Source organism: Paenibacillus sp. J22R3, assembly GCF_056269305.1.
The window spans coordinates 399,083-424,438 of sequence record NZ_JBWDNS010000006.1 but is presented as its reverse complement, the minus strand read 5'-3'; the positions used below and the strand labels follow the sequence as shown (position 1 = coordinate 424,438).

At 48.7% G+C, this 25,356-nt stretch carries 24 protein-coding genes; 20 read left to right on the top strand and 4 right to left on the bottom strand.

The annotated features are described in order from the left end of the window. Window positions 1-46: 46 nt before the first annotated feature. From AC0YN4_RS25400 to AC0YN4_RS25330, 15 genes are all read left to right on the top strand, one after another. Window positions 47-1,807 carry a sensor histidine kinase gene (locus tag AC0YN4_RS25400; RefSeq protein ID WP_475837107.1) on the top strand — a complete coding sequence of 587 codons (1,761 nt, stop codon included), beginning with the start codon at window positions 47-49 and terminating at the stop codon, window positions 1,805-1,807. Next, the gene (locus tag AC0YN4_RS25395) at window positions 1,782-2,543 is read left to right on the top strand and encodes a response regulator transcription factor (protein ID WP_475837106.1); all 762 of its coding nucleotides are present in this window, start codon (window positions 1,782-1,784) and stop codon (window positions 2,541-2,543) included. The genes AC0YN4_RS25400 and AC0YN4_RS25395 overlap by 26 nt, the downstream gene beginning before the upstream one ends. Window positions 2,544-2,550: 7 nt before the next feature. After that, window positions 2,551-4,080, top strand: a complete 1,530-nt coding sequence (locus AC0YN4_RS25390; RefSeq protein WP_475783234.1) for an ABC transporter substrate-binding protein — start codon at window positions 2,551-2,553, stop codon at window positions 4,078-4,080. A 146-nt stretch (window positions 4,081-4,226) separates the two neighbouring features. Next, window positions 4,227-5,846, top strand: a complete 1,620-nt coding sequence (locus tag AC0YN4_RS25385) for an ATP-binding protein (protein WP_475783233.1) — start codon at window positions 4,227-4,229, stop codon at window positions 5,844-5,846. A gap of 287 nt (window positions 5,847-6,133) precedes the next feature. Continuing rightward, window positions 6,134-7,219 (top strand): ABC transporter ATP-binding protein, encoded by a 1,086-nt coding sequence (locus tag AC0YN4_RS25380; protein WP_475837105.1) that lies wholly within the window; start codon window positions 6,134-6,136, stop codon window positions 7,217-7,219. After that, entirely contained in the window at window positions 7,212-8,084 is an 873-nt protein-coding gene (locus AC0YN4_RS25375; RefSeq protein ID WP_475837104.1) for a carbohydrate ABC transporter permease, read from the top strand. The genes AC0YN4_RS25380 and AC0YN4_RS25375 overlap by 8 nt, the downstream gene beginning before the upstream one ends. Before the next feature lie 17 nt (window positions 8,085-8,101). Further along, entirely contained in the window at window positions 8,102-8,920 is an 819-nt protein-coding gene (locus AC0YN4_RS25370; RefSeq protein WP_475837103.1) for a carbohydrate ABC transporter permease, read from the top strand. Between the two features lie 36 nt (window positions 8,921-8,956). Next, a complete protein-coding gene (locus AC0YN4_RS25365; protein WP_475837102.1) occupies window positions 8,957-10,300 on the top strand; it encodes an ABC transporter substrate-binding protein in 1,344 nt (447 codons plus the stop codon). 28 nt (window positions 10,301-10,328) lie between these two features. Further along, window positions 10,329-11,279 (top strand): CehA/McbA family metallohydrolase, encoded by a 951-nt coding sequence (locus AC0YN4_RS25360; RefSeq protein WP_475837101.1) that lies wholly within the window; start codon window positions 10,329-10,331, stop codon window positions 11,277-11,279. 79 nt (window positions 11,280-11,358) lie between these two features. Beyond that, on the top strand, window positions 11,359-12,135 hold the full coding sequence (locus AC0YN4_RS25355; protein ID WP_475837100.1) for a DeoR/GlpR family DNA-binding transcription regulator: 777 nt from the start codon (window positions 11,359-11,361) through the stop codon (window positions 12,133-12,135). Window positions 12,136-12,171: 36 nt separating this feature from the next. After that, complete coding sequence (locus AC0YN4_RS25350) at window positions 12,172-12,975, top strand: histidinol-phosphatase HisJ family protein (RefSeq protein WP_475837099.1); 804 nt, start codon at window positions 12,172-12,174, stop codon at window positions 12,973-12,975. Between the two features lie 495 nt (window positions 12,976-13,470). Beyond that, window positions 13,471-13,986, top strand: coding sequence for an RNA polymerase sigma factor (locus AC0YN4_RS25345; protein WP_475837098.1), 516 nt, complete (start codon window positions 13,471-13,473; stop codon window positions 13,984-13,986). Continuing rightward, window positions 13,967-14,830: a DUF5666 domain-containing protein gene (locus AC0YN4_RS25340; RefSeq protein ID WP_475837097.1), complete on the top strand. Its 864-nt coding sequence runs from the start codon at window positions 13,967-13,969 to the stop codon at window positions 14,828-14,830. Before AC0YN4_RS25345 ends, AC0YN4_RS25340 begins: the two co-directional genes overlap by 20 nt. A 195-nt stretch (window positions 14,831-15,025) precedes the next feature. Beyond that, entirely contained in the window at window positions 15,026-16,222 is a 1,197-nt protein-coding gene (locus tag AC0YN4_RS25335; RefSeq protein WP_475837096.1) for a ParM/StbA family protein, read from the top strand. A gap of 28 nt (window positions 16,223-16,250) precedes the next feature. Continuing rightward, the gene (locus AC0YN4_RS25330; RefSeq protein ID WP_475837095.1) at window positions 16,251-16,628 is read left to right on the top strand and encodes a hypothetical protein; all 378 of its coding nucleotides are present in this window, start codon (window positions 16,251-16,253) and stop codon (window positions 16,626-16,628) included. A gap of 171 nt (window positions 16,629-16,799) precedes the next feature. Here AC0YN4_RS25330 and AC0YN4_RS25325 read toward each other — a convergent pair whose 3' ends face one another. Next, window positions 16,800-17,504: a DsbA family oxidoreductase gene (locus tag AC0YN4_RS25325; RefSeq protein ID WP_475837094.1), complete on the bottom strand. Its 705-nt coding sequence runs from the start codon at window positions 17,502-17,504 to the stop codon at window positions 16,800-16,802. A gap of 39 nt (window positions 17,505-17,543) precedes the next feature. Further along, the gene (locus tag AC0YN4_RS25320; RefSeq protein WP_475837093.1) at window positions 17,544-18,185 is read right to left on the bottom strand and encodes an NAD(P)-dependent oxidoreductase; all 642 of its coding nucleotides are present in this window, start codon (window positions 18,183-18,185) and stop codon (window positions 17,544-17,546) included. Between the two features lie 146 nt (window positions 18,186-18,331). Between AC0YN4_RS25320 and AC0YN4_RS25315 the strand changes: the two genes are divergently transcribed. Together AC0YN4_RS25315 and AC0YN4_RS25310 are read left to right on the top strand one after the other, a co-directional pair. After that, window positions 18,332-18,694 carry a winged helix-turn-helix transcriptional regulator gene (locus AC0YN4_RS25315; RefSeq protein WP_475783225.1) on the top strand — a complete coding sequence of 121 codons (363 nt, stop codon included), beginning with the start codon at window positions 18,332-18,334 and terminating at the stop codon, window positions 18,692-18,694. Next, entirely contained in the window at window positions 18,691-19,287 is a 597-nt protein-coding gene (locus AC0YN4_RS25310; RefSeq protein WP_475783224.1) for an ankyrin repeat domain-containing protein, read from the top strand. Before AC0YN4_RS25315 ends, AC0YN4_RS25310 begins: the two co-directional genes overlap by 4 nt. A 61-nt stretch (window positions 19,288-19,348) precedes the next feature. On the opposite strand, the gene AC0YN4_RS25305 is transcribed toward AC0YN4_RS25310, so the two are convergent. Both AC0YN4_RS25305 and AC0YN4_RS25300 read right to left on the bottom strand, forming a co-directional pair. Beyond that, window positions 19,349-19,645 (bottom strand): hypothetical protein, encoded by a 297-nt coding sequence (locus AC0YN4_RS25305; protein ID WP_475783223.1) that lies wholly within the window; start codon window positions 19,643-19,645, stop codon window positions 19,349-19,351. Continuing rightward, entirely contained in the window at window positions 19,645-20,196 is a 552-nt protein-coding gene (locus AC0YN4_RS25300; RefSeq protein WP_475783330.1) for a hypothetical protein, read from the bottom strand. Before AC0YN4_RS25300 ends, AC0YN4_RS25305 begins: the two co-directional genes overlap by 1 nt. Window positions 20,197-20,395: 199 nt before the next feature. On the opposite strand from AC0YN4_RS25300, the gene AC0YN4_RS25295 reads away from it, so the two are divergent. From AC0YN4_RS25295 to AC0YN4_RS25285, 3 genes are all read left to right on the top strand, one after another. Then, window positions 20,396-22,354, top strand: a complete 1,959-nt coding sequence (locus tag AC0YN4_RS25295) for a GTP-binding protein (RefSeq protein ID WP_475837151.1) — start codon at window positions 20,396-20,398, stop codon at window positions 22,352-22,354. 42 nt (window positions 22,355-22,396) lie between these two features. Beyond that, window positions 22,397-23,638 carry an MFS transporter gene (locus AC0YN4_RS25290; RefSeq protein WP_475783221.1) on the top strand — a complete coding sequence of 414 codons (1,242 nt, stop codon included), beginning with the start codon at window positions 22,397-22,399 and terminating at the stop codon, window positions 23,636-23,638. Window positions 23,639-23,789: 151 nt separating this feature from the next. Further along, a complete protein-coding gene (locus AC0YN4_RS25285) occupies window positions 23,790-25,349 on the top strand; it encodes a tetratricopeptide repeat protein (RefSeq protein ID WP_475837092.1) in 1,560 nt (519 codons plus the stop codon). Window positions 25,350-25,356: the final 7 nt, after the last annotated feature.

Below are 25,356 nucleotides of genomic sequence, written 5' to 3'. Positions count from 1 at the left end.
GTTGAGAGTGGGTACGACAAAAGGCTTACTGCAAAGGAGACGCCGCATGCTTTCATTTATGCAAATCAAGATCTATCGCGGCAAATTCATTGCATATGCGGTATTTGTGGTGTTCATCGGCCTGACCATAGGCGCACTCACTTGCGCGGTACTGCTGAGTCAGTGGGTGGGAAATGCTCGTAATGAAGCCGATGGCGCATTCACTCGGGTGGAAAATACCCTTCAATATGATGCCGACCGAATCGAAGCCTTCATGCAGCGTGTCTATTCGAATAGCGGATTGGTATCGGATGTGCGCAGCTTCTTGGGAAACACCGCAGAAGGTTATCTGACGAGCAGGCTGCAGAACAGCCATTATAATCGACCGCTCGTTTCCTTTCCCGAGGACATTAAATCCTTTCTTAGCAACGGGGGAAAGGGAGACATCACTCAAATTAGTTTGCACACCTCACTTGAAGGTAATGTAGTGAGCTTCGATAGTAATGGGAATACGAGTTTTCAATTCCGTTTGTCCAATTCGGATCAAATGTTCCGCGAGACGATTCAGAAAGGTTTCGTCTACCATAAGAAGCTGTCCGATCCGAATCAGATCGCTCGCCAGCTGGGCGAATTCCGTTTCCTGGTCAGCAGCGACCGCATATTTAAGACTGTGCAGAATTATCATCTGAGCGAAGCAGCAGCAGTCAGTCCTTCCGGGGAAGTATACCAGATTGCCGGCAGCGGCCGAAACACAGAGGAGCTGGTTCGCAGAGTGATGGCGGACGGGCGCAGTCATGGTTTTCTGAAGACGGGATTTGCGGATGCGGTTTACTTTGTGTCATTCAACTCCGCGGAGTTCGATTATCGGTTTGTCAGTATGGTAGACATGGCACCGCTTATTCGTCAGAAAGCAAGCGTACTGCTCATGGTGTTTCTCATCGTGCTCGTTGCGATGATCAGCGTATTGCTGCTCATTGTTTACAATTTACGCGAGGACGCTAACTTCCTGCGGCGGATTATTCTTTCCATCGGACGAGCAAAGACCGCTGATTTCACACTGGTTAATCCGGCACGCTATCGCAGGAACGAATACGGCATGATCGCGCGTGAGCTGGACGATATGATTCATCAGCTCGATCGACATATTCAAACGAATTATTTGCTCAAGCTTAAGCAACAAGAAACCGAAATGAAAGCGCTTCAGCATCAAATCAATCCGCATTTCTTATATAATACGCTAGAGGTTATCCGTTCCTCTGCACTAATGAATCATGCCGACCACACTTCCGATGCGATCGCCACTTTAGGGGCGCTGTACCGGGATATCGTGAAGAACGAGAACATCATTCCGCTTGGCAGCGAGCTGAACCTGCTTCAGAAGTATCTGAAAATAATGGAATTTAAATATCCGGAACGATTTTATTATCAGCTTAATGTGGAACCGCCGCTGCTATGCTTGCCTACCGTGAAATTCTGGCTGCAGCCGCTGGCCGAAAACTTCTTCATCCATGGCTTTAACCCTGAGAGTGAGTTCAATCTGCTCATCGTTAACGGTTGGGAGGAAGAAGATCGTTTCGTGCTGGAGATCATGGATAATGGCAATAAGATCCCTGAGGAGCGTCTGGCCGAAATCAGGAACAAGCTTGCCAGAGGTGACGATGCCGAGACGGATCACATTGGGTTACGTAACGTGTATACAAGACTGCACTTCTTCTACGGAGTCGGGTTCTCGATGACAATCGACAACAATGAGGAAGCTGGCGTTAAAATAAGTGTATTCCTATCCAAGGAGGCTACTTTCGATGTACAAGCTACTGATCGTAGATGATGAGCCGCAGATTCTGGAAGGCGTGAAACGCACGCTGGATTGGGAGAAGTACGGCTTTGGCCAAATCGAGACCAGCGAAACATATGAAGGTGCAATCTCGAAGGCAGTGGAGTTTCTGCCCGATTTGGCTATTTTCGATGTATGCATAGGCAAACAACGTGGTTATGATGCTATTCAAAAGCTGAATGAACTGCGTCTTCCTTCCAAATATATAATGATGAGCGGCTATGGCGAATTCCAGTACGCACTGGAGGCCATTCGCTGCGGCGCCAAGGATTATCTGCTCAAACCCGTCGACCGTACGAAGCTGCAGCAATTGGTCGAGAAGATTATTGTAGAAGATCTGCACGGCACAATTGAAGGCTCGGATCGCGATGATCTGGACATCGACCCGGTGCTCGGCGTTCGCTATGATAGTTTGTCCAAGCTGACCAATCGCATTCTGCTGATTGTCAAAGCGGAATATGCGCAGAACCTAAATTTGAAATCGGTTGCAGAACGGTTTCGCATGAATGGAACGTATCTCGGGCAGCTGTTTCTTAAGGAGACGCAGAAGAAGTTTTCGGAGTATCTCATGGCCTATCGGATGCTTCGTGCCCAGGAGCGCATTCAGACTACGGACGAGAAAATTGTCAGTATCGCGCTTTCTGTCGGATATCCGAACCTGAACTACTTCTACTCTCATTTTCACGCTTATTTCGACAAATCACCCTCGGACTTACGGAGAAAGGAATAGGACCGTCATGCAACGACAACAACGGAATCCAAGGCGCCTCGTTGCAACCATCATGCTCGTCCTGATGCTGACGCTGCTTGTATCCGGCTGCTTCTCCTCATCCGGTAATGGCAAGAATACCGCAATTCCCGGTAATACGGTGAACTTGATCTATTACACGATTGGGGATCCCGATGCAGACCTGCAGATGGTCAATGAGAAGATCAATGAGGTGCTGGCCAAGAAAATCGGCGTCACGATCACTTATATTAAAGTGGGCTGGCAGGAGTATGAAGATCGGCTGAATACCCTCGTATCTGCGGGTACGCCGTTTGATATCGCTTTTGCACCGGAATACACGACCTATGCGCAACGAGGCGCCTGGCTGAAGCTGAATGATTATTTATCCAATGTGGGTAAGGATATGTATGATGCCATCGATCCGAAGTTCTGGCAAGGCGTGCGGATGGATGATGGCAGCATCTACGGTGTGCCGACCAATAAGGAATTGGCGGTGCGCGACCAGTGGATGTATCCGGAAGAGTTGGTGAAGAAGTACCATATTGATATTTCGAAGTACACGACGCTTGCTTCCCTTAAACCGCTGCTGCAGATGATCAAGGAGAAGGAACCCGATTATCAGCCGATGGAGCTCGACAAGGACTCCCAGAATTTCTTCGCGCTGGACGGTTACGAATATGTATCGGAGAAGGGGCTTCCGCTGATGGTGCGCGTGCTGGATCCCAGCTCTCGGGTAGTGAATATATTCGAAACGAAGGAAGGCCGGAACGTGCTGGATATTCTTCGGGATTACTACGAGAAGGGATATATTAACGAAGATGCGGCTATGCGCGAAAGCCAAGGCCTGAAGCGGGGCGTGAAGGTGTTCTGGAAAGCTGCCGGAGGCGGACCGCTGTCGGAGAATAGCTGGAGCAAGGATCGCGGCTATAAACTTGTGGCTTACCCGGTAACACCGGCACTGATTACAACGGAATCCATGCGCGGCGGGGTAATGGCTGTCAGCGTGGATACGAAGCATCCCGTAGAGAGCGTAAAGTTTCTCAATCTGCTGAACACTGACCCTGAGGTGCGTAACCTCTTTAATTTCGGCATTGAAGGCGTGCACTACACGCTCGATCGTAACGGTCAGGTGGTACCTAAACCTCCCGAAGACAGCGACGGTCATCCGATCCAAGGCGCGCAGCCAAGCTATGGAGGCGTGCAGTACACGCAAGGCAACTGGTTTATCTTGAAAACGATGGGCGGCGAATATCCGGATCCCTTGGACAAATGGAATCAGTTCCGCGCCGGCAACCGGGAGGCCGTTAATTCGAGTACGCTCGGATTTACGCCCGACTTGTCCCGAGTGCCGATTCAAGTGCAGAACATTCAGATGGTCTGGGAGAAGTACTTCCCAAGTTTGATGACCGGCAGCGTAGACGTGGATGCCGTGCTGCCAAAGTTCAATCAGGAGCTTCGGCAAGCAGGGATTAATGAGGTGCGGATTGAAGTGCAAAGGCAGCTTGATGCTTGGCGAGCTGCCCATTCCCAGCCTTAATTTAAGGTGTTGCTTCTGTTTTTGAAGTTGTTTATACTTCGAAGAGTGCACCTATTCCAATAATTAGGTGGTCTTATACTACGAGAGTTCTAGAGCGAGCAGCCTTCATGTCATGGACATCAGTGACTTCATAAGGGTGGTGCGAATTGATCGTATTCGATTACTTTGTTAATCTCTCCATTTTCTCGCTTATGGTTAGTACTCCCTTGGTCATCCGTTCGTTCATTATTCGTCCATCCCTGAAACAGATGCGTCTGTGGGTCGGCGTTTATGCGGGGCTTGTTTCCGTTATTCTCGTCATCCTCTCCGTCAAACAACAAGGGTATTCCTACGACATTCGATATGCGCCTGTCATTCTGGTATATGCCTATCTTGGGCCTGTACCCGGTATCATTGCAGGCTCTTTTTCCTTGATTACCAGACTGCTATCCGGCGGCAATTGGCTGCCGGCCATAGTAGGCTGGGTCATAAACATCGCGATTCTCACCGGATTATATAGGTACATCCCCCGGCTTACACCAATTAAGAAAAGTGCGGTACTATCCTGCGGCTACATCGTTGGTTATTTGTGCACCGTGTTTACTTTTCAAATTCTCATAGCTTGGCCGCTCTTTCACCTGCAATATTTGTTATTTGTCCTGTTAGGCGTCTTCATCGGCGGGCTGCTTATTGAATCCAATGAGAGACTCCGTCGAATTATCGCAGAGAAGAACTACATGGAGAAGACGCTGGAAGTCAGTGAATCCCAATACCGGCTCATTGCGGAGAACACCTCGGACCTCATTGCGCTAATGGATAAGGACTATTCCGTTAGTTATTTCTCGCCATCCCATGAGCACATATTGGGGTACACCCGTTCTGAATTAGAAGGGGTCGAATTGTGTTCGTTCGTTCATGAGGACGATGTGGTGATGTTCCGAAGCGCGATCAAGAAGATGTTTGCAGATAGTGAATCACACGCCATGGAATTCCGGCTGAGGCACAAGGAAGGTCGATGGGTCGAATTTGAGTCTCGCTGCAGACCCGTTGTGGGAGCGGCGGGGAGTATTGATCACGTCGTCATTATTAGCCGAGATATTACGGAACGGAAGAAAGCCGAGGAGTTTCTGCTGCAATCGGAGAAGCTGTCCGTTGTCGGGAAATTGGCAGCCGGCGTAGCTCATGAAATTCGCAATCCGCTGACAACCATGAAAGGGTTCCTTCAACTATACAGGAGGGAGAATCCTTCAATGAGGAATAGCGACTTGCTCCTGAGTGAGCTTGAGCGGATCGAAATGATTACGAATGAGTTTCTGTCGCTCGCCAAACCTCAATCCATTCAGCTGACCGATACGGATCTCAAAGAGCTGCTCGAGAACACGGTCGAATTTCTGTCGCCGCAGGCTCTTCTGAATAATATCGAGTTTATCCATGGGTTCGCAGGAGCCCAATTCCCTATTACATGTGAGAAGAATCAGCTGAAGCAGGTGTTTCTCAATATATTAAAGAACGCCATAGAGTCTATGCCGGGCGGCGGAGAGATTCACATCAGCTTACGGGTAGAAGCCACAGAAGCATACATTATTTCGATCAAAGATCATGGCTGCGGGATTCCCGAGGAGCTATTGCCTCAGTTGGGACAGCCTTTCTACAGCTTGAAGGAGAAGGGAACAGGTCTCGGACTTATGGTCAGTCATCGCATTATTAAACAACATCATGGCAGTATTGCCTATCAGAGCAAGGGCAATGAAGGGACCTTAATTGAGATTAAGCTGCCGATACGATGAGTAGAGGTTAAGAACAGTAGTGAAGATCGGTGAAGGATCGTCGTTCAATATTAGCAAAACGCCAAGAGGCAAATGCCCCACTCTGCATGCAGATGAGGTATTTGCCTCTTTTTTTATTTCTTGCATAGCCAAAAGAAACACAAAAGAACAAAAAAGGTTGCTAAAAGTAAAATTAACAATATATTCATTCGCAATTGATCTCCATTTTACACAGCATGGTTATCATTTGAAGTGTAGAACAGGTTGTAAAGATAAGGTGTGCTTGGGAATAGGAGGGAATGAGAGCTGTGGCTGCAATTCACTTGAAAGACATCGCAAAAACATATTCAAATGGAAAAACCGTGATCGAGGATTTGAATCTTGAAATTAAAGATCGTTCTTTTACGGTGTTGTTAGGTCCTTCCGGCTGCGGTAAAACGACAGCTTTACGCATGATTGCAGGACTTGAAGAGGTTAGTGCCGGGCAGCTGTACATTGGCGATCAGAATGTCACCAAGAAAGAGCCGGGGGAACGAGGCATCGCCATGGTTTTTCAAAACTACGCGATCTACCCTCATATGACGGTGCGCAGAAATATCGAATTCGGTTTGAAAAATATGAAATATCTCAAGGATGAGATCGAGAAGCGTATTAAGCAAGTGGTAGGCATGGTTGGGCTGCAGGAGTATGTGAATGCGAAGCCTTCAACCTTATCAGGAGGGCAGAGACAGCGAATTGCGCTGGCGAGGGCAATCTCGAAGAAGCCCGAAGTGTTTCTGATGGACGAGCCGTTATCCAATTTGGACGCCAAGCTGCGCAATCAAATGCGCAGTGAGCTCATCGAGCTGCACCGTAGTTTGAAATCAACGTTCGTCTTTGTTACGCATGATCAAATCGAAGCAATGACGATGGCGACGGATATTGTGATTTTCAATCACGGCCGCATTATGCAGCAGGGAACACCTAAGGAAGTGTACGAGAATCCGGCCAACCTGTTCGTTGCAACATTTATCGGCGATCCGGGCATGAATACATTTCAATTGCCTGGAATCGGTACAGTTGGTTTTCGCCCTCAGAAAGTGAAGTTAACGATGCAGGCGGATTTTCGAGGTGCAAAGGTTGCTGGGGTGGTCATGACCAAAGAAATGCTGGGGATGGATCACTTGTATCACGTTGCAACCAGTCTTGGCACGATCATTATGAAAACAGAGGCGGACTTGAGCGTCGACGAAGCCGTCCAGCTCTACATATCCGAACAGGATCTGTACTTCTTCGATAGCAATGAGCAGCGAACAGCAGATGAAATGCTCATTGATTCCGTGTTGAACACAGTTAAGGCGATGGATGGCATCACCATGACTAATCATCATTTGGTGGGCAATGTCTATGGTTAATAAAATCTTTCGTAACCCCTATGTCCTTATTGCACCGGCTGTCATTCTCGTATGCGTATTTTCCTTATATCCGGCCTTCTTCGCGATTAAAGTCAGCTTCCTCACTTGGGATACCGTGTTAGGAACCAAAAGCTTTGTCGGATTTAAAAATTACATCAACATTTTTCACGACCCCGTGTTCTGGAAGGTGCTGAGAAACACGCTTTATTACAGCTTTTTTACCGTCGTCATCGGTATTGTACTTGCCTTCCTGCTGGGGATTTTCTTTCAGGAGAACAAGTGGGTCGACAATTTTGTGCAGAGCATCATCTTTACGCCGCATATTCTTTCGAGCGTTTCCATCACCGTGATGTGGATGTGGCTGATGGATCCGGGCAGAGGGATTCTCAACTATGTGCTGCATGAGCTGGGGTTGCCGACGCTGAAGTGGATGATGAGTGCGGATACGGCGCTGATGTCTATCATCATCGTCTCCATTTGGAAAGCGCTCGGTTACAGCGTGATGATCGTAATCGCCGGCCTGCAGTCCATACCCGGCTATATCTATGAAGCCGCTAAGCTGGACAATGCGGGCAGATGGACGAGGTTGTTCCGCATTACCCTTCCGCTGCTGTCGCCAACGTTGTTCTTCATGTTCATTACAGCGACGATCGCTTCCTTCAGTTCCTTCGATATCGTGAGCTTGATGACCAAGGGCGGTCCGGAGAACTCAACGAATTTGGTCGTATATTGGATTTATCAAATTGGTTTCCTCCAGTTCAATATCGGCAAAGCAAGCGCAGGTTCGGTCCTATTCATGTTGCTGGTAAGCATCATCGCTGTGGCTAACTATTACTATTTCGCTAAGAAAGTTCACTATCAGTAGAGGAGGATTATAGAACGATGAGATATACGGCCAAAGTCATGCGTATCCTCCTGCTCCTTGCATTAGTCCTGATGTTTGCGTTTCCGTTCGCTTGGGTCGTGAGTACGTCCCTGAAAACGTATGTGGAATCCATTCAATTCCCACCGGATTTGATTCCGAACGTCCCGCAATTCATCAACTATAAGACGGCATGGGTACATATTAACTTCTTCCATTACGCGACGAACTCGGTCATTATCACGCTCTCTGTTGCATTCGGACAATTGCTCGTCTGCGTGCCGGCTGCCTATGCTTTTGCCAAGAAGAAGTTCAGGTTCTCCGGTATTCTCTTCGCGCTGGTGTTGGTCGACCTGGTACTGCCCACCCAAGTGAGCTTCGTCCCGATGTACGTGCTGATCAGTGACTTGAACTGGCTCGATACCTACTGGGGCTTAATTATTCCGTTTGTCTTCTCATCCTTCACCATCTTCTTCCTGACTCAGGCGTTCAAGCAGATTCCTGAAGAATTACTGGATGCCGCTAAGCTCGATCAAGCATCGGAGCTGCAAATCATTACCGGGCTCATGGTGCCAATCTCGAAGCCCTTCCTGTTGACTACCTTGTTGTTTACCTGTATCGGCAAATGGAATGACTACTTCTGGCCGCTCGTCTTAACCAATTCGGAAGCGGTGCGAACATTGCCGATGACGGTCAAAAGTTTGGTTGCCGATACACGCGGCGTAACGCATTGGAATGAAGTCATGGCAGGCAACATGATGTTGATCATCCCGGTTCTGGTTCTCTATCTTGCGGCGAACCGCTTCATTAAGAGTGCATTTGTATACGGTATTAAGTAACCCTTAATATAAAAATCGAGTGGAGGCTAGAGACAAATGAAATGGAATGCGAAACATGCTGCAATGATGGGGATCTTGGCAACGACAATCACGGTAACCGGCTGCTCTGCAAGCACAACGAACGAAACGAACAATAATACACAAGCAAGCACCGATGCCAATACGAATGGAACCGCACCAGCTGGGGAGAAAGTGAAGGTCGACTTCTGGTCGATCTGGGATCCTACCAACGGCAACGGTAAGCTAATTGCAGATGAAATTATAAAATTCAATGAACAAAACCCGGATATTGAAATCGTCATGTCGGGTCAAGGCGGCTATGACGGCGTAGCTGAGAAGCTGGAAGCTGCACTCGTCGCTAAGAATACACCGGTTATCGTTCAAATCGAAGAGTCCTTCCTGGCTCGTTACAATCCGATTGCAGCCGATTTAGGCAAATATATGTCCGCAGATACAATTGCGAACTATAACGAAGGTTTGACTCGCTCCAGCTATGTAGATGGCGTGTTCAAAGCAGCACCAATGAACCGCAGTACACCGATTTTGTATATGAACGCTGACTTGCTGAAGGCGGCCGGACTGGATCCGAAAGGGCCCAAAACATGGACGGAACTTCAAGAGTACGCCAAAAAACTGAGCGATCCGGCTAAAGGCGTATATGGCTTCTCCGGGTATTGGGATACCGATGCATGGTACTGGGAGTCTGCGGTGTATTCCTACGGCGGCGAGATGGTCAACAAGGACGGATCGCAGGTCGTGTTTGATAACGAGAAGGGAACCGGAATCATCAAGCTGTTCCAAGATATGGTTAATGATAAAACGATGCTCAACGCCTACAGTGCACAAGACAATCAATCCGATCTCATCAAACAAAACTTCTTTGACGGTAAGGTAGCGATGGACTTGGATTCAATCGGGTCCATGGGAGAGCTGATTAAGAATGCCAAGTTCAACGTTGCGGTAGCGTTCCAGCCGCAAGAAGGCGGTAAGAATGTGGTCGTAACCGGAGGAGCGAATTTGATCGTTCTCGACAAAGCGACGGAAGAGCAGAAGAAAGCGGCAGGCAAGTTCCTCGATTTCTTGGCGCAGGACGACAATGTAACGGAATTCTTCCAAACGACAGGTTACCTGCCAACAACGAAGTCTTCGCTTGAAACACCGGAAATGAAGCAATGGCTGCAAGAAAAGCCGCAATACCAAGTGGCGATTGACCAATTGCAATTCGCGCACAGCCGCCCTTGGCAGAAAAATTGGAAAGCCATGTACACTGCTATTATTGAGGATCTGAAAGGCGCCTTGATTGATACGTCCAAGGATCCGAAGGAAGTTGTGCATCATGCCGCACAAGCTGCGCAGCAGATTATCGACGAGAATAATTAAGGGAAATAAGAGAGGAGCATGAATAATCATGGTAACCAAGAGCATTTTCATGAACGGCGGAAGCTGGTATAAAGGCAACTTGCACGGACATTCCACACTATCTGATGGGGCGCTTACGACAGATCAACTGCGCGCAGCTTATAAGGAGAAGGGTTATCATTTCTTCGCGCATTCGGAGCATGATTTCTTCTCCAACTTCGAGAACGAGAATGAACCGAATTTCATCACATTGCCATCGAGTGAAGTCGGAATTACGATGCCGGCAGGCGATGTCCGCATTTTCCACCTCCATGTCATTATGGGGACGGATATGCACATGGCTGCAGCGACCAAAGAGCAGTTTAAGCATATGGAGCCGATCCGTTGGCCGGATTTTGTAAGCTTCGAAACCGCACAGGAGTTCATTGATGATATGGTAGCACGAGGCAACATTGTGATGTTCAACCATCCGCATTGGTCGACGGTGGAGTGGGAAGACGTTTATGCGCTGGAGAACCTGTTCGCGCTTGAAGTCTACAATCACTGCTCGGAGTGGATGGAGAACATGGGTAATTCCCGCGTGATGTGGGAGACGCTGCTGCGTAAAGGCAAGAAGCTGTGGGGCACCGCGACTGACGATAACCACAACCGTTATCCGCTTGACTCCAAGTATTGCGATTCCTTCGGGGGTTGGGTCGTGGTCAAAGCGGCTGAACTGACACGCAATTCCGTTGTCCAAGCCTTGGTCGAAGGCAGCTTCTATTCCTCAACAGGCCCGGAAATCTATGATTTCCGCATCGAAGACGGCGAAGTGATTTTCGAGTGTTCACCGGTAGAGCGCATCTATATGAATGGTGATCTCCGTCAGTATCAAATCGAATTGGGCGATAATCTAACATCACTTCGCAAAAAGTTACGCGGAGACGAGAAATTTATTCGTATCGAATGTTATGATAAGTATGGTAAATTCGCGTTTACCAATCCTATTTACTTAGAATAGTCGCAAGATCTGTAGATCAACCCGAAATGCAGATCGGCTGTGTTTCGGGTTGATTATAGGAATGGAGTAGGTGAGCCTTGTGCTGCAGGTTGAAAGAATGAGCATGATCGTAGCGGAATTGAATGCGAAGGGCAGAGTAACGGTTAACGAACTCGCCGATCAATTGAACGTGTCCAAGGTGACCATTCGTCGTGATCTGGATGCGTTAAGTCGAGAGAATAAGCTGGTTATCGTACACGGGGGCGGCATCAAGCCTAACTTCACGCTTTATGAAGCGCCTTACAGCCATCGCAACTCGATCTATATTCAAGAGAAACAGCGGGTTGGCGTGAAAGCGGTTGAATTGATCCAAGATTATGATGTGATTGCACTTGGCGTAGGTACGACGACCATTCAAATCGCCAACCACTTATTTAATAAAAAGAACCTGACAATCATCACCGGATGTATTCAGGTATTGAATAGTCTTATCGAGCGCAAGAAATCCGGGTACTTCACGGGTAAGCTTATTTTTCTAGGCGGTGAAATCGACACGGATCAAATGTTTGCTTCGGGCTCGATGACAATCGAGCTGCTGGAGAAGTTCCACATCGACAAAGCCTTCATAGGGGCGAATGGTTATTCAATTACAGATGGCATTACGACCTATGACATTGATGAAGGCAATTTTCTGAAAAAAATGCTCCAACGCTCCAATAAAGTGCATGTCGTCATTGATCATTCGAAGATCAACGTAAAATCCATGTACAGATACGCAGAATATAACGATATCGATTATGTAATATGCAATGAAGATTCGCCTCAAGAATGGAAGGATAAGCTTGCCCAAGAAAACGTAGGCTGGGTCATTGCATAATTTCGCGGCTATCATCAAGAAGGAAGGTTAACGTTCATGCAAGTACCTCAAACCATAGTGGATCAGCACGTGCATTCCTATTATTCGCCCGATTCCGAAGAAACGTTGGAGCATATTGTTGCTAACGCGGTGAAGCTCGGCAAACAAGCCGTTGTGACGACGGATCATTTTGATTATGACTGCAAGTATTTCAAGAAAGACGTTCTGATTGATATGGACAATTATGAACGTGAGGTTGATGCATTACGTCAGAAGTACGATATTGAGATTCGAAAGGGTATCGAGGTCGGCTATCGCAAAGACTATCACGAGGCAATCAACCGTTATGTGGAGAGCTACTCGTTCGATTTGGTGCTGCTTTCCGCTCATAATAACGGTGTCCTCGACTTTGCCGAGGAGGCCTTCCACAATCAGCCGATGGATGTGCTCCTGGCCAATTATTTCACCCATGTACGCGATGCCGTCGATCGGATGGATAATTACGATGTGGTTGCCCATCTCGATTACGTTGCTCGTTATACGAAGTCCATGGTAAGCCGTGCGGATTACGAGCGCTGCAGCTCGATTCTATACGATATATTGACAACGATGATTCGCAAGGAGAAAGTGCTCGAGCTGAATACGACCGGGCTGTTCCGGCAAGGATGGATTCATCCGCATACGTACTTAATCGAGATGTACTTGGATCTTGGCGGTAAATTATTCTCACTGGGGTCCGACGCACATCGACTCAGCAGTATTGAGCAAGGCTTCGGCGAGGCAATCGCATTATTGAAGTCTTATAATATTCATGAAGTTGTGCAGTTCAGTAATCGAGCTCCGCAGATCGTACTGTTATAAGATGACAAGCAAAGGGAGGGTACCCATTAGGGTGCCTTTTTTGCTGTTAATAGGGGGAACCACATTTGATATAACATCGGTTTTTTAGGTTCCGGCACGGCACTGGTGCATGCTTTGTCGTATTCCGATTCTAACGGTTGTGACAGCGGTTATTAGGCCTAAATAGCCGCTTTTTAGCGGCTAACGGTTGCCAGAGAGCTTATTTCAATGATTTCCATGGGGTATCGGGCATTTTGCTGCAAATAACGTCTGTCACAACCGTTAGGATTTCAAAAAGGCGTATATTTATCAAATAGCCACGCTGACAACCGTTAAAGTTTTGTCCATGAAGCATAGACAATAAAGTAGCTGTCGGGACTTTCTCGGGCAACCTGAGGGTACCTATTCGGGTACCCTTTTTTGTTTGCGTATCAGACATGATTTCACCCAAATAACCGCATGCTAAAAAAAAATTCGCGCTAATGAAAAATACGGGCGTGCTCAGTTGTATTACTAGTGAAAGGAGGTGCTGAGGTGTACGATTCATATGAGCTCAATGAATCTGTGCGACAGGCCTTGGATCTATATTCGCAAAGCATGATCAAAATTGCTTTTGCCTACTTGAAAAATATAGCAGATGCAGAAGAAGTGACGCAGGAGGTGTTTCTCACCTATTTGCAGAAGCGCCCTGTATTTGTATCCAGTGAACATGAGAAGGCGTGGCTGATTCGAACAACCATTAATAAAAGCAAGAACATGCTTAAAGCAGGGTGGTTTAGAAACAGGAATCCCGTCCCAGAAGACCTAAGCTACCTCCCGAAGGAAGAAAACGACGTTCTGATGGCAGTTCTGGCTTTGGACAAGAAGTACCGCATTCCGATTCATCTGCACTATTACGAGGGCTATTCCATTCAGGAAATCGCAGAAATAATGCAGGCTAAACCGGCGACGGTCGGAACCTGGCTTGCAAGAGGACGCTTAATCTTAAAAGAGAAGATTGGAGGTCTCGAGCGTGAAGAAATCTGTTTATAAGTCTGCGATGTCCCACGTGAAAACAAGCGAGGATTTCAAAGAAGCAACATATAAGAAGTTGATGCAGGAAATGCAGCAAATGGACAAGGAACAAACCAATACAATTAACCCAAAGGGGCGAGTGAAAATGGAAAAAGTAATGACGAAAAAAGTAACAGGTTGGACAGTTGGAATTGCAGCATGTGCGGTGTTGGCGGTTAGTATCTTCACATTGAACAATGATGCGACACCTACTACTCCTCCTCAGACTGCAATCGTAGATACAGCGAAGCCGCCAATCATGGGTAAAGTAAGAGTGAATATTGATGGCGTGATCTCTGAAGTGAGCGCAGACGGCAAAAGCTTCAAAGTAGGCGATCTGTGGGTTGAAGTAACGGATCAAACGAAATGGGGCAGCAATGAACCAACGGCAACTGCACCGTCTGAAGATCTGCTGTCGAAAGAATTTAAAGTCGGCAATATCGTATCGGGCTTCACATCGGACGATGTAAGCACAGGTAAAGTGAAAGCAACTGTGCTCTACAATAACATGGCTCCACAGACAGGTGAGGCAGGTCAGTCAACAAAACCGGCTACTACAGGCAAAATGATGGCTAACATCGATGGCGTGATTACAGAAGTTAGCGCAGACGGCAAAAGCTTCAAGGTTGGCGACCTATGGGTAACGGTAACACCGGAAACGCAAATGGGCATTGATGGCCCGACAGCTGCCGCACCATCGGAAGATCTGCTTGCAAAAGAATTCACAGTCGGTAATATCGTATCCGGATTTACATCCGAAGATGTAAGCACAGGCAAAGTGAACGCTACACGCATCTACAACAACATGGTTCCACAGAAATAAGCTGGTTGCATGCAATTGCGCCTCTCCAGAAATGGAGAGGCGCTTTTTGTTATAGAAATCCCCGAATTTCCGACAAATTCATATGAGAGAAGACTAATGTTCGGTGGGACTCTGGTTCGATGCTAACTCATACTTGGTATGTCAAAGTAATACCTAGGGATGCATTTCAGCATTCACCTAAGGGGGAAATCGATAATGAACTATCATTTCTTTGTAGGCAACGATAACGGCAACAGCGAGCATGATCTGATCATTGACGGCAAATTGATTCAGCAGCCCAATGTGAATTGCAGAGTGGACGAGCTTCCATGGAGCGAGGAGCAAGCACCGGAGAGTTTTGTGCGAATCCTGCAGGATCAGCTGGTAGTCACGGTGGATTCGCCTGCCGCGAGGCCGGGGATGTACTATGTCGGGAAGTTTGCGCTGGAGAGCGGCGAGATTATTGATACGATTCAGATTGGCATCGATTCGAAGAGCGATATGGATTTGCCGATCATTAATACGCTGGCTCAGATCGCAGCGCTAGCCGTGCAGAAGGCTTTCGAAGACGAGAAGAAGATTCCGGCGCAAATCGATGTGGAAGTCGATATGGCGACCGCACTGCCTGTAACGCAGCATACCGATGAGACCTCAGCTAAGTTTGAGAAACGGTTTACTTCCGACGTGCATCATGTGACGGTGCATCTGGGCGTGCAGCGAGTAGCCGTCAAAATCAGCTTCCCATTCGTGAAGGTTGTGCCCGAAGCGACACCTGTTATCTTCACGCTGCAGAAGGATGCGGCAGGGAACTGGCGAGAAGGCGATATCTTTGCTGATTTTGCCGCGACTTATGGCATCGAGAAGAAGTTTAACGGCAGCTATTTCAAAGATAAGCGGATCCTTCATGTCGATATTGGCGACGGCTCGACGGAATATCCGATTACGGAGGGCAATAAGTTTCTGCGCCAATTCATTCACGGCAGTCATCACGGTGCCGGTTACGCCATAGAGGAGGCGCTGCAGGAGTTTAATCGACTCATTCATTTGCCGGATAGTCCGAGGCAGTTCTTCAGCGATGTGCTCAAGAATCCGAAGCATAAATACCATGCGCGGGCGCTCAAAACGTTACGCAGGCCGCTGGAAAGCCAAGTGAAGCAAATCGTGCAGCATGTGAAGAAGCAGCTGACCAAAGCGCGCAATGAGATCGATCTCATCTGTGTATACGGCGGCGGAAGCATTCTTATGCGCGCCGTCCTCTACCCGTATCTGAAGGAGGCTTGCGACGAAAGGGAGATCAAGCTGCTCTATATTCCTTCCGATTACGCGGTTGAGCTGAACGCATCGGGGCTGGATGCTTTCGTACGGGGCAAAATCTATGAAGCGCTGAAGAGTAAAGCGGAGCAGCCGGCATAAGCGAGCTGGATAGGTCGAGGTGACTTAGATGAAGAAGATGAAGCTTCCCGGCGGCAATATCAGCCTTAAGACGAAGAAGACAGAGGACCCGCTTGTCATGGCCTGGCTGAATGCGCAGTCGAATCTGATGGATTCCTTTCGCTATTTGGTGGAGAAGGAGATCGTGCTGAACGGGGTTCGTAATTTACAGGCTTATATTCCTATGGAGAGAACTAGCTTGCAGGACTCCTCGGACCCGCTGGGAGCAGGAGTTTATCGTCAGATAACGACAGATCGACAACAGATGGCGGCGACGATTGAGGAGGAAGAAGAGGCCGGCAGCGACGAGCTCGATTCTCTTCCCGAGTCGGAAGAGGTAACGGATGCGGAAGATATCGATGATGGCGACATTGAGGCGTGGAGCTGATATTGCATGTTGCGAAGTGATACTAAGTAATACTTAATATTACTGAGTATTACTTGGTAATACTTGATTTTACCGAGTCATGCCGAGTCACATTTCGTGTTACTAGGTACTACGAAGTATGACAAAGAAAGCCCCTTCCATCATCTGAGGAAGGGGCTTTCTGCTTGGATACTACTGCTCCGGAACGGCGCAGATACCGTCGATACAGCCGTCGCCGACCACCTCTGAAGACGCTAAGGGCTGCCGATTGCTCCATGCTTGCTGCAGAGCTTTCAGAAACATATTCTCTTGCTGGGCGCCGGACAAGGTCTGCTTGCGGTCGATGATGTAGTACGGAACGCCGCGTATGCCGAGCGAGCGCCCATCCCCTTCTTCAGCGCGTACGCGGTCGGAGAACTGCTCTCCGGCCAGCATGGATAGCGCCTCATTACGATCGAGGCCGACCGCCTCCGTAATATCGGCGAGCGTATCGTGATGGCTTACATTTTTATTGTCGCTGAAGTAAGCTCGGAATAACAATTCGGATACCTCGGCGCCTTTGCCGGCTGTCTCGGCGAAATGTCTGAGACGATGCGCGTCGAATGTATTCGTCAGCACCAAGCCGGCGAATTGAAAATCCAGCCCCTCTGCAGCCGCTTGCTGAGCCAAGTTGTGATTCATCTTGATCGCTTCTTGACGGCTCATGCCGTATTTGCCGGATAACATGTCATACACGTCATGCGGTACATGCTTCGGCGAATGAGGGTCTAATTCGAAGCTGCGATATAGCACCTGAACCTGATCGCGATGCTCAAACGCGGCCAGCGCTTTCTCGAAGCGGCGCTTACCGATATAACAGAACGGACATGCGAAGTCCGACCAAATCTCTACTTGCATAACAGTTGCCTCCAATCGAAATTCGAAGTTCTTAATGGTTTATTCGGCTTCGCCCACGAGCGTAAACCGCTCATTCACATGCTTCGGCTGTTCAATTTCGTCGATTACGGCGATTGCATAGTCGGCGTAGCTGATATAGCTTTGACCCTGGCGATTCAAGATCACATGATCTTTCCCTAATGTATAAGACCCTGTGCGTTTGCCATCGGGATTGAAGAAGGCAGCCGGGCTGATGTATGTCCATGTAATCGAGGTTGTATTTCGCAATTCATCAAGCTGTTTCCCCGCATTGGAAGCGGTCGGATACACGAAATCCGGGAAGCCCGGCGTATCCATCAGCTTGGTCGTGTTCGTTTCGTCGATGAAGAGGCTTCCGGCACCGCCAACAACGATCAATTTGGTGCTTGGCGTTTCTTCGAGCGCTTGAACCAGCGCTCTGCCGGCATCGATGTACAGATGTTCCTCTCCATCCGGCGCTTTATACGTATTCACCACGACGTCAAAGGATGCCAGATCAGAGCCGGTAAGTGCGAAAATGTCTTTCTCAAGCACGCCATTGTTTGTATCTGCAAGTCGAGCTGCATTTCTTACGATGGCCGTCACTTCATGACCGCGATCGGATGCTTCTTTTGCAATAAGACTTCCGGCCTTGCCTGTAGCGCCGATAATGGCGATTTTCATGGTTGATTCCTCCGATTTCTTTCGTGCATCAGTTGTGTTTTGCTTTATAGTCCAATATTATAGGGATAATTCGATTTATGGTAGTAGGCACTTTTATATAACATAGTCACATAAATAAGACCATGAGAGCAGAGGGGGGATTTACGATGGCCCGAACCTTATTCGAGGGAAGCATCCCCGAGGAGCAAATCGAGGTTTGCCCGGTAACGGAAACGCAGAACGTCATCGCTGGTAAGTGGAAAATCATTATTTTATGGCATTTGAGAGAAACAAGGCGCTTCGGAGAGCTGCAACGATTAGTACCCGGCATTTCCAAAGGCATTCTGACCAGCCAGCTCAGAGAGCTGGAGAAAGATCGAATGATTCACAGAGAAGTGTATCAGGAGGTCCCTCCGAAAGTAGAATATTCCCTGACGGAAGCAGGGAAGAGCTTCATTCCGATTCTGGAGAGTATGGGGGAATGGGGAAAGAAATACACCAAAGGCAAGAAAGGTGGAGACATCGTATGAGCATAGAGCTGATAGCTGCTGCTGAACGAGGCGATAGGGCGAAGGTGGCCCAGCTTCTGAACGAGGGGGCAAACATCAATGAGCAGGACGCCAGGGGAAGAACGGCAATGATGGCCGCAACGCATGCGAACAAGCCGGATGTAGTGCGAGTATTGATTGAAGCAGGTGCGGATATTCATTTGCAGGACAATATGCGCGATAATCCCTTCCTCTATGCAGGTGCCGAAGGGCTGCTCGATATTCTCAAGCTCCTAATTGATGCAGGTGCCAATACCAAGCTGACTAATCGATATGGCGGCAATGCACTTATTCCTGCTTCGGAGAAAGGCCATGTGGAGAATGTGAGCGTGCTGCTTGCGACCACGGATGTGAACGTCAACCACATCAACAATTTGGGCTGGACGGCGCTGCTGGAAGTGGTCATTCTGACAAATGGCGGACCGAAGCACCAACAGATCGCTAGGCTGCTCATCGATCATGGCGCCGACGTGAACATCGCGGATCGAGATGGTGTTACACCGCTGCAGCATGCGAAGCGTAATAGTCGGTTTAAGGAAATCGAACAGATGCTGCTGCAAGCAGGAGCGCGATAAACCCTATCTTATGGGAAAGAGGAGCTGCCGCGGCAGCTCCTCTTGTGTACTAGCAATTATGTTAGGGCTTTTTAAGCACATCGTCGTGATGTCCGACATTTCGAAATAAAATGAAACGATAGTCTTGTTCCCGTTGATACTGCCAACTTATACGCAGCTCTTTATTTGCTCTTGCTTCCCACACTGTGGGTTTAATGTGTTTTGCAGATTCTATTTTATCAATTCCAAGTCCAACTGTGAATTTTGGAGCGGTTTCTAGCATCATGTTAACAGCGCTTTTTACAGCATTCTGTTCGTTTAAATGAAGTTTAGCAAAGTTTTTTTCATATAGCTCCGAATATTTAGCTCCGTATCTCATTATTGATCATTGATGCGGTCCAATGCAGCCATCGCATCTTGAACAGTTCGATACGTAGGTGCTTCCTTCAGGCCACCGTTTTTAATCCACTCTTCCACTTCATTCTCTTCAATATCGTGAGGGGAATAATTTGATTCAATGTATTTATATACGGGGAGTTCAAACAATTCTTTTTTATCCATTAGCGAAATTTGTAAAAGGTAAAAGATATCATTGTGGCGTTCTTTCACATAACGGTTAAACTCGCTATACATATCTCCCACCAGGTACGTAAGATGGTCGACTAAATTATCGACAGCCTCTCCGACTGATTCCCCATGTCCATAAGTCCCTTTAATTCCTGATAAATGAACCGCGTACATACCGTCTTCTTCTTCCAGGAAAATAATAAGTTTAAAATTGATTTTAAGCAGTTCCTTAATCATTGGTGAACTAAATAAAAGATTAATTCGATCGTTTTTCTCGATTAACTTTGGACCATTATAAAAAGCTTCGTCAAAGGTAGTCGCCCAGTTATCTCTTACTTTTGATGATGCAATTGTCTCCATCATTCTCACCTCACTTCACCTCCATTGTAGTACATATCGTACGATACGTACAACAATTATGTGCCGGATTCTAGTTAATTATACTTTTTATCTGTAGTATTAATGATTATGAAGGAAAGAGCACCACTTTGGAGGACGTAATTCGGTTCGCCACCCTGCGTGGTGTGATATGATAATGGGCAGGTGTGAGGTGATAAATATGATGAAACGCAAAACGATTGGCATGTTTGCTCACGTGGATGCAGGCAAAACCACATTGGCTGAGCAGCTGCTGTACCATACGCATAGCATTCGGGAGCGCGGCAGAGTGGATCATAAGGATGCCTATCTCGACAGCCATGAGATCGAACGGGCAAGAGGCATTACGGTGTTCGCAGACCAAGCCGTCATGACCTATAAGGGAACCACCTATTACTTAATCGATACGCCGGGGCATGTCGATTTCTCGCCGGAGATGGAGCGGGCGGTTCAGGTGATGGATGCGGCAATACTCGTCATCAGCGCGGTTGAAGGCATTCAGGGGCATACCGAAACGGTATGGCAGCTGCTTCATAAGCATCGCATTCCGACGTTCTTGTTTATTAACAAAACCGATCGGGTCGGCGCAGATGTTGATCGCGTCTTCGAGGAGATCCGCGCGCATCTGACAACAGATACGTGTTGGATTACAGGACATTTCGCAGAGGACGGCCAAGTTGGAGAAGCGCTGCTGGAGTGCATGGCAGAGCAAGACGAAACGCTGCTAGACATGTTTCTGGCAGGCACGCAGGACAATGCGTTCTGGCTGCGAACGCTCCGGGATCAGATTCGCGGCCATCGGCTATTCCCTTGTTCAAGCGGTTCGGCATTACAGGATATAGGCGTGATCGAATTTATGGATCAACTGCATCAGCTGACGACCGTAGATAATGACGATCAAGCCCCTTTCGGAGGGCGCGTCTACAAAATTCGTCATGACCATAACGGCGTACGATTGACCTATATCAAGGTCTTGAGCGGCACGCTGAAGGTGCGCGATGAACTGTGTTATGGGAGCGGGGATGATCCGGTTTGTGAGAAAGTGACACGGCTCCTCATTATTAACGGGAGCAAGTCGCAAGCGGTCGATCAGGCTTCGGCAGGTGATTTGGTTGCGGTGACCGGACTGTCAAGCGCTGAGGCAGGGCAAGGCTTGGGAAGCTATTCGGATAAACTTGCCTACGATATGGTACCGACGCTTACGGCGAAGGTGATTTTCGCGGCGTCACTGCATGTGAAGGATGTGCTCAAAGCCTTTCGGCTGCTGGATGCCGAGGATCCGTCCTTGAATGTCATCTGGGAGGAAAGCTTGCAGGAAATCCATATTCACGTGATGGGCCTCATCCAGCTTGAGGTGCTGGAGCAGCTTGTAAGGGAACGATTCCAGTTCGCGGTTTCCTTCGGCAGCCCTGAGATTCTGTATAAAGAAACCATCGCGTCGACCGTGAACGGATACGGTCACTTCGAGCCGCTTAAGCATTACGCTGAGGTGCATCTGCGCCTGGAGCCGGGGGAGCGTGGCAGCGGACTCACGTTCAGGAATGAATGTCATGCGAATGATCTAAGCATCGGCAATCAAAATCTCATCAAGACGCATCTCTACGAACGCGACCATCATGGGCTGTTAACGGGCATGCCGCTCACCGATATTGTGGTGACGCTGCTCACGGGCGCCGGCCATAATGAACATACGCATGGCGGTGATTTTCGCGAGGCGACGTTCCGGGCACTCAGACAAGGCTTGGAGAAAGCCGAGAACATGCTGCTTGAGCCGTATTACGAGTATAAGATCAAAGTGGAAATCGACGATATGGGCCGCGTGTTATCCGATATTCAGCGGGCCTCCGGCGTATTCGAACCGCCGATAACGACGGCTGCGCACGCAGTCATTACGGGTAAAGTGCCTGTCGCTACTTTCATGGATTACAGCACGGAGCTGGCTTCTTTTACCCATGGCAGAGGGATTGCGCACTTCGCCTTCGGCGGTTATGATCGTTGTCATAATGAACAAGCGGTGATTGAACGGAAGAATTACCGGAAGGATGCGGACCCGCTGTACAGCTCATCGTCGATATTTTGCGCCAAGGGCCATGGGTATACGGTCGTTTGGGATGAGGCAGAAGCGAAGATGCATTTACTATAAGCGGTAAGGATGTTTGAACTTGATTAGGGGAGGGACCTCAGCGTGGCAAAAGCATTAACGAAATCGATTCCGGTGGGCGCTACCGTTTTTCCGATTATATTCGCGATCAGTATCGTTCACTTGCTGAACGACACGATGCAATCCACCGTAACGGCGCTGTTTCCGATCTTGCGCGACTCGCTGCATTTAAGCTATAAACAGATCGGGTTTATCGCCTTCGCAATGAACATTACGGCGGCGGTTATCCAGCCGATGGTCGGCATGTACGCGGACAAGCGCCCGCGGCCTTATATTTTGCCAATTGGGGTGTGCTTTACGCTGGTCGGCGTTGTTGCGCTCGCGTTAGCGCCGGAGTACGCGTATATTGTGCTCGCTGTTATGATGATCGGCATCGGATCGGCGATCTTTCATCCCGAATCCTCGCGAGTAGCCTATTTGGCCGCAGGCGGGCAAAGAGGGCTGGCGCAATCGATCTTCCAAGTAGGCGGCAATATTGGCGGCGCGCTTGGACCGGTTATGAGTGCTGCGATTTTCGTGCCGCTCGGACAAATCAGCGTTCTCTGGTTCTCCATTGCTGCAATTGTAGCGATTCTGATTCAAAGCTATGTCGCACGCTGGTATCGGGATTATGGACTGCAGCTGCGTCCTACGGGAGCACAGAAGAAAGCGGCATCAAGTGTGAAGAAAGATGCTGCCGCTTCGGCTTCGAGAAGCGGATTATCGTCTAAACAAATTACGTGGGCGATTGTTATCCTTGTTTTCCTGGTGGTATCCAAGCATATTTATATGTCCAGCTTAAGCAGCTATTATAGTTTCTATCTCATGGATTCGTTTGGCGTTTCCGTGCAGCATGCGCAGCTATTTCTGTTTGCGTTTCTGGCGGCAGCCGCGGCAGGGACCTTCTTCGGCGGACCGCTCGCCGACCGCTACGGGCGCAAAAATATCATTTGGTTCTCGATTCTCGGAACGGCACCGTTTTCTCTGCTGCTGCCGTATTGCGACTTATTTTGGACATGCGTGATGTGTATCTGTGCGGGGTTCGTGCTGTCTTCAGCGTTCTCCATCATTGTCGTGTTTGCGCAGGAGCTGATGCCGGGCAAAGTGGGCCTCGTGTCAGGCTTATTCTTCGGGTTGGCATTTGGTATCGGCGGATTGGGTTCGGCTGTACTTGGCTGGATTGCCGATGAGACCAGTATTGAATATATGATGAAGCTCTGCGCGTACTTGCCGCTGCTTGGCATACTCGCGATATTCCTGCCTAAGGATGAGAAGCTGCACGCCTAGTGAGTCGGCATTCGCCGTCATTATAATTACAGTGAAAGGACGCCAATGTGGCGTCCCTTTTGCTATTTTCGTAAAGTAGTGCTACATATTAAGATATCCCTTCGCCCATAATCCTTCACGAGCGGTGACACAGAAAGCAGGTTTACACGTAATGGCAGAAAATAATAAACAGCAGTTTCGTTTCAGCGAAGCGCCGATTTGGGAGCTGCAGCGGAACTATTATGAAGAAGAAGGCATGAAGGCTTGGAAGAATGACCAAGTCCCCCAATATATATCGAGTAATCCGATGATGGCTACCTCTTATGCGGAGATGATTTTCGGATTTTTTCAAGATCGTGCCGGAACGGGAGATCTTACGGAGCCGGTTACGATTATAGAATTAGGTGCTGGCGCAGGGCGCCTTGCCTTTCACACCCTGCATAAACTGTGCGAGCTGCGCAATTATGCCGGTATAGACCTGCCGCCTTTCCGGTATGTAATGACGGACCTGGCAGCCAAGAACGTATTGGCTTGGCAGCAGCATCCCGCTATGCAGCCTTTTATTCAGGAGGGGCTGCTGGACTTTGCGAGGTTTGATGCGGTACAGGATACAGAGGTGCATCTGGCCGTAGCGCAAACTACCATACGTCCGGGTGATTTGAAGCAGCCGCTGCTGATCGTCGCGAATTATTTCTTTGATGTGATCCCGCAAGAGCTGATTTATGTCAGTGATGGCGAGGTCTATGAGTGTGATATCAGTGTTGAGTTCCCGGACAATCTCAAGGAGCTTACGACGTCAGAAACCATCAAACATATGAAGCTGAATTACGTAAACCGCCTGGCGCCTGAGTACAAAGACGAAACCTACCCCTATCGCGACTTGATCGAGATGTATGTGACAGAGCTTGATGATTCTTATATCCTGTTTCCGGCAGCCGGGTTGACCTGCTTGGATCGGCTTCGACGCCTGTCACAGGCAGGGTTTCTGCTGATCACGGCGGATAAAGGCGATCATCGGCTGGAGCACTGGGACCTTGCGGATCCGCCGGAGTTCTTTCATCACGGCAGCTTCTCGTTAACGGCTAATTATCATGCGATTCAACATGTGCTGGAGCAGCGAGGCGCACTGTCGCTCTTTACGAAAGAGCATCATTATAATGCGATTAATGTCGGCTGTATTCTCATGCTGGAATCGCCGATGCGTTATGCCAACACCAGGCTGGCCTTTCGGCGGTTTGTCGACCGGTTCGGGCCGGACGAGTTCTTCAGTTTGAAAGAGTGGGTCGACCAGCATTCAGGCACGATGGGGCTGCAGCAAATTTTGTCCTTCTGGCGGCTGGGCGGGTATGACGCGGAGTTCTTTATCCAGAGCACGAAACGCATCTCGGCGCTGCTGCCTGAAGCAGGCGAAGAAGAATTGATGGATATTCAACATGGCATCCGTATCATGTGGTCATCGTTCTATGCGATGCAGCGTTATGATTTGGCGCTCGATGCCGGGCTGTTGCTGTTCGAGATGGAGTTCTACGAGGATGCGAAGGAGTTCCTTAGCCTATCGGTTGAAACGGACGAAGAGGAGTCTGACCCGACAGTCTTATTCTGTCTGGCAATATGCAGCTATGAGCAGGGGGATAAGGAAGCCGCGATGTCATACTTGCGCGAAGCGCTCGTTCTCGAGCCTCAGCATGAGGATGCCCTAGCGCTCCTGCATGCTCTGAAGGCAGAAGAATAAGACGGTC

What these genes read in the sequence shown, in the direction of transcription:
- AC0YN4_RS25400 (WP_475837107.1), top strand. Translation starts at nt 47, where the DNA reads ATGCTTTCATTTATGCAAATCAAGATCTATCGCGGCAAATTCATTGCA.
- AC0YN4_RS25395 (WP_475837106.1), top strand. Translation starts at nt 1,782, where the DNA reads ATGTACAAGCTACTGATCGTAGATGATGAGCCGCAGATTCTGGAAGGC.
- AC0YN4_RS25390 (WP_475783234.1), top strand. Translation starts at nt 2,551, where the DNA reads ATGCAACGACAACAACGGAATCCAAGGCGCCTCGTTGCAACCATCATG.
- AC0YN4_RS25375 (WP_475837104.1), top strand. Translation starts at nt 7,212, where the DNA reads ATGGTTAATAAAATCTTTCGTAACCCCTATGTCCTTATTGCACCGGCT.
- AC0YN4_RS25370 (WP_475837103.1), top strand. Translation starts at nt 8,102, where the DNA reads ATGAGATATACGGCCAAAGTCATGCGTATCCTCCTGCTCCTTGCATTA.
- AC0YN4_RS25365 (WP_475837102.1), top strand. Translation starts at nt 8,957, where the DNA reads ATGAAATGGAATGCGAAACATGCTGCAATGATGGGGATCTTGGCAACG.
- AC0YN4_RS25360 (WP_475837101.1), top strand. Translation starts at nt 10,329, where the DNA reads ATGGTAACCAAGAGCATTTTCATGAACGGCGGAAGCTGGTATAAAGGC.
- AC0YN4_RS25350 (WP_475837099.1), top strand. Translation starts at nt 12,172, where the DNA reads ATGCAAGTACCTCAAACCATAGTGGATCAGCACGTGCATTCCTATTAT.
- AC0YN4_RS25335 (WP_475837096.1), top strand. Translation starts at nt 15,026, where the DNA reads ATGAACTATCATTTCTTTGTAGGCAACGATAACGGCAACAGCGAGCAT.
- AC0YN4_RS25330 (WP_475837095.1), top strand. Translation starts at nt 16,251, where the DNA reads ATGAAGAAGATGAAGCTTCCCGGCGGCAATATCAGCCTTAAGACGAAG.
- AC0YN4_RS25325 (WP_475837094.1), bottom strand. Translation starts at nt 17,504, where the DNA reads ATGCAAGTAGAGATTTGGTCGGACTTCGCATGTCCGTTCTGTTATATC.
- AC0YN4_RS25320 (WP_475837093.1), bottom strand. Translation starts at nt 18,185, where the DNA reads ATGAAAATCGCCATTATCGGCGCTACAGGCAAGGCCGGAAGTCTTATT.
- AC0YN4_RS25315 (WP_475783225.1), top strand. Translation starts at nt 18,332, where the DNA reads ATGGCCCGAACCTTATTCGAGGGAAGCATCCCCGAGGAGCAAATCGAG.
- AC0YN4_RS25310 (WP_475783224.1), top strand. Translation starts at nt 18,691, where the DNA reads ATGAGCATAGAGCTGATAGCTGCTGCTGAACGAGGCGATAGGGCGAAG.
- AC0YN4_RS25305 (WP_475783223.1), bottom strand. Translation starts at nt 19,645, where the DNA reads ATGAGATACGGAGCTAAATATTCGGAGCTATATGAAAAAAACTTTGCT.
- AC0YN4_RS25300 (WP_475783330.1), bottom strand. Translation starts at nt 20,196, where the DNA reads ATGATGGAGACAATTGCATCATCAAAAGTAAGAGATAACTGGGCGACT.
- AC0YN4_RS25295 (WP_475837151.1), top strand. Translation starts at nt 20,396, where the DNA reads ATGAAACGCAAAACGATTGGCATGTTTGCTCACGTGGATGCAGGCAAA.
- AC0YN4_RS25285 (WP_475837092.1), top strand. Translation starts at nt 23,790, where the DNA reads ATGGCAGAAAATAATAAACAGCAGTTTCGTTTCAGCGAAGCGCCGATT.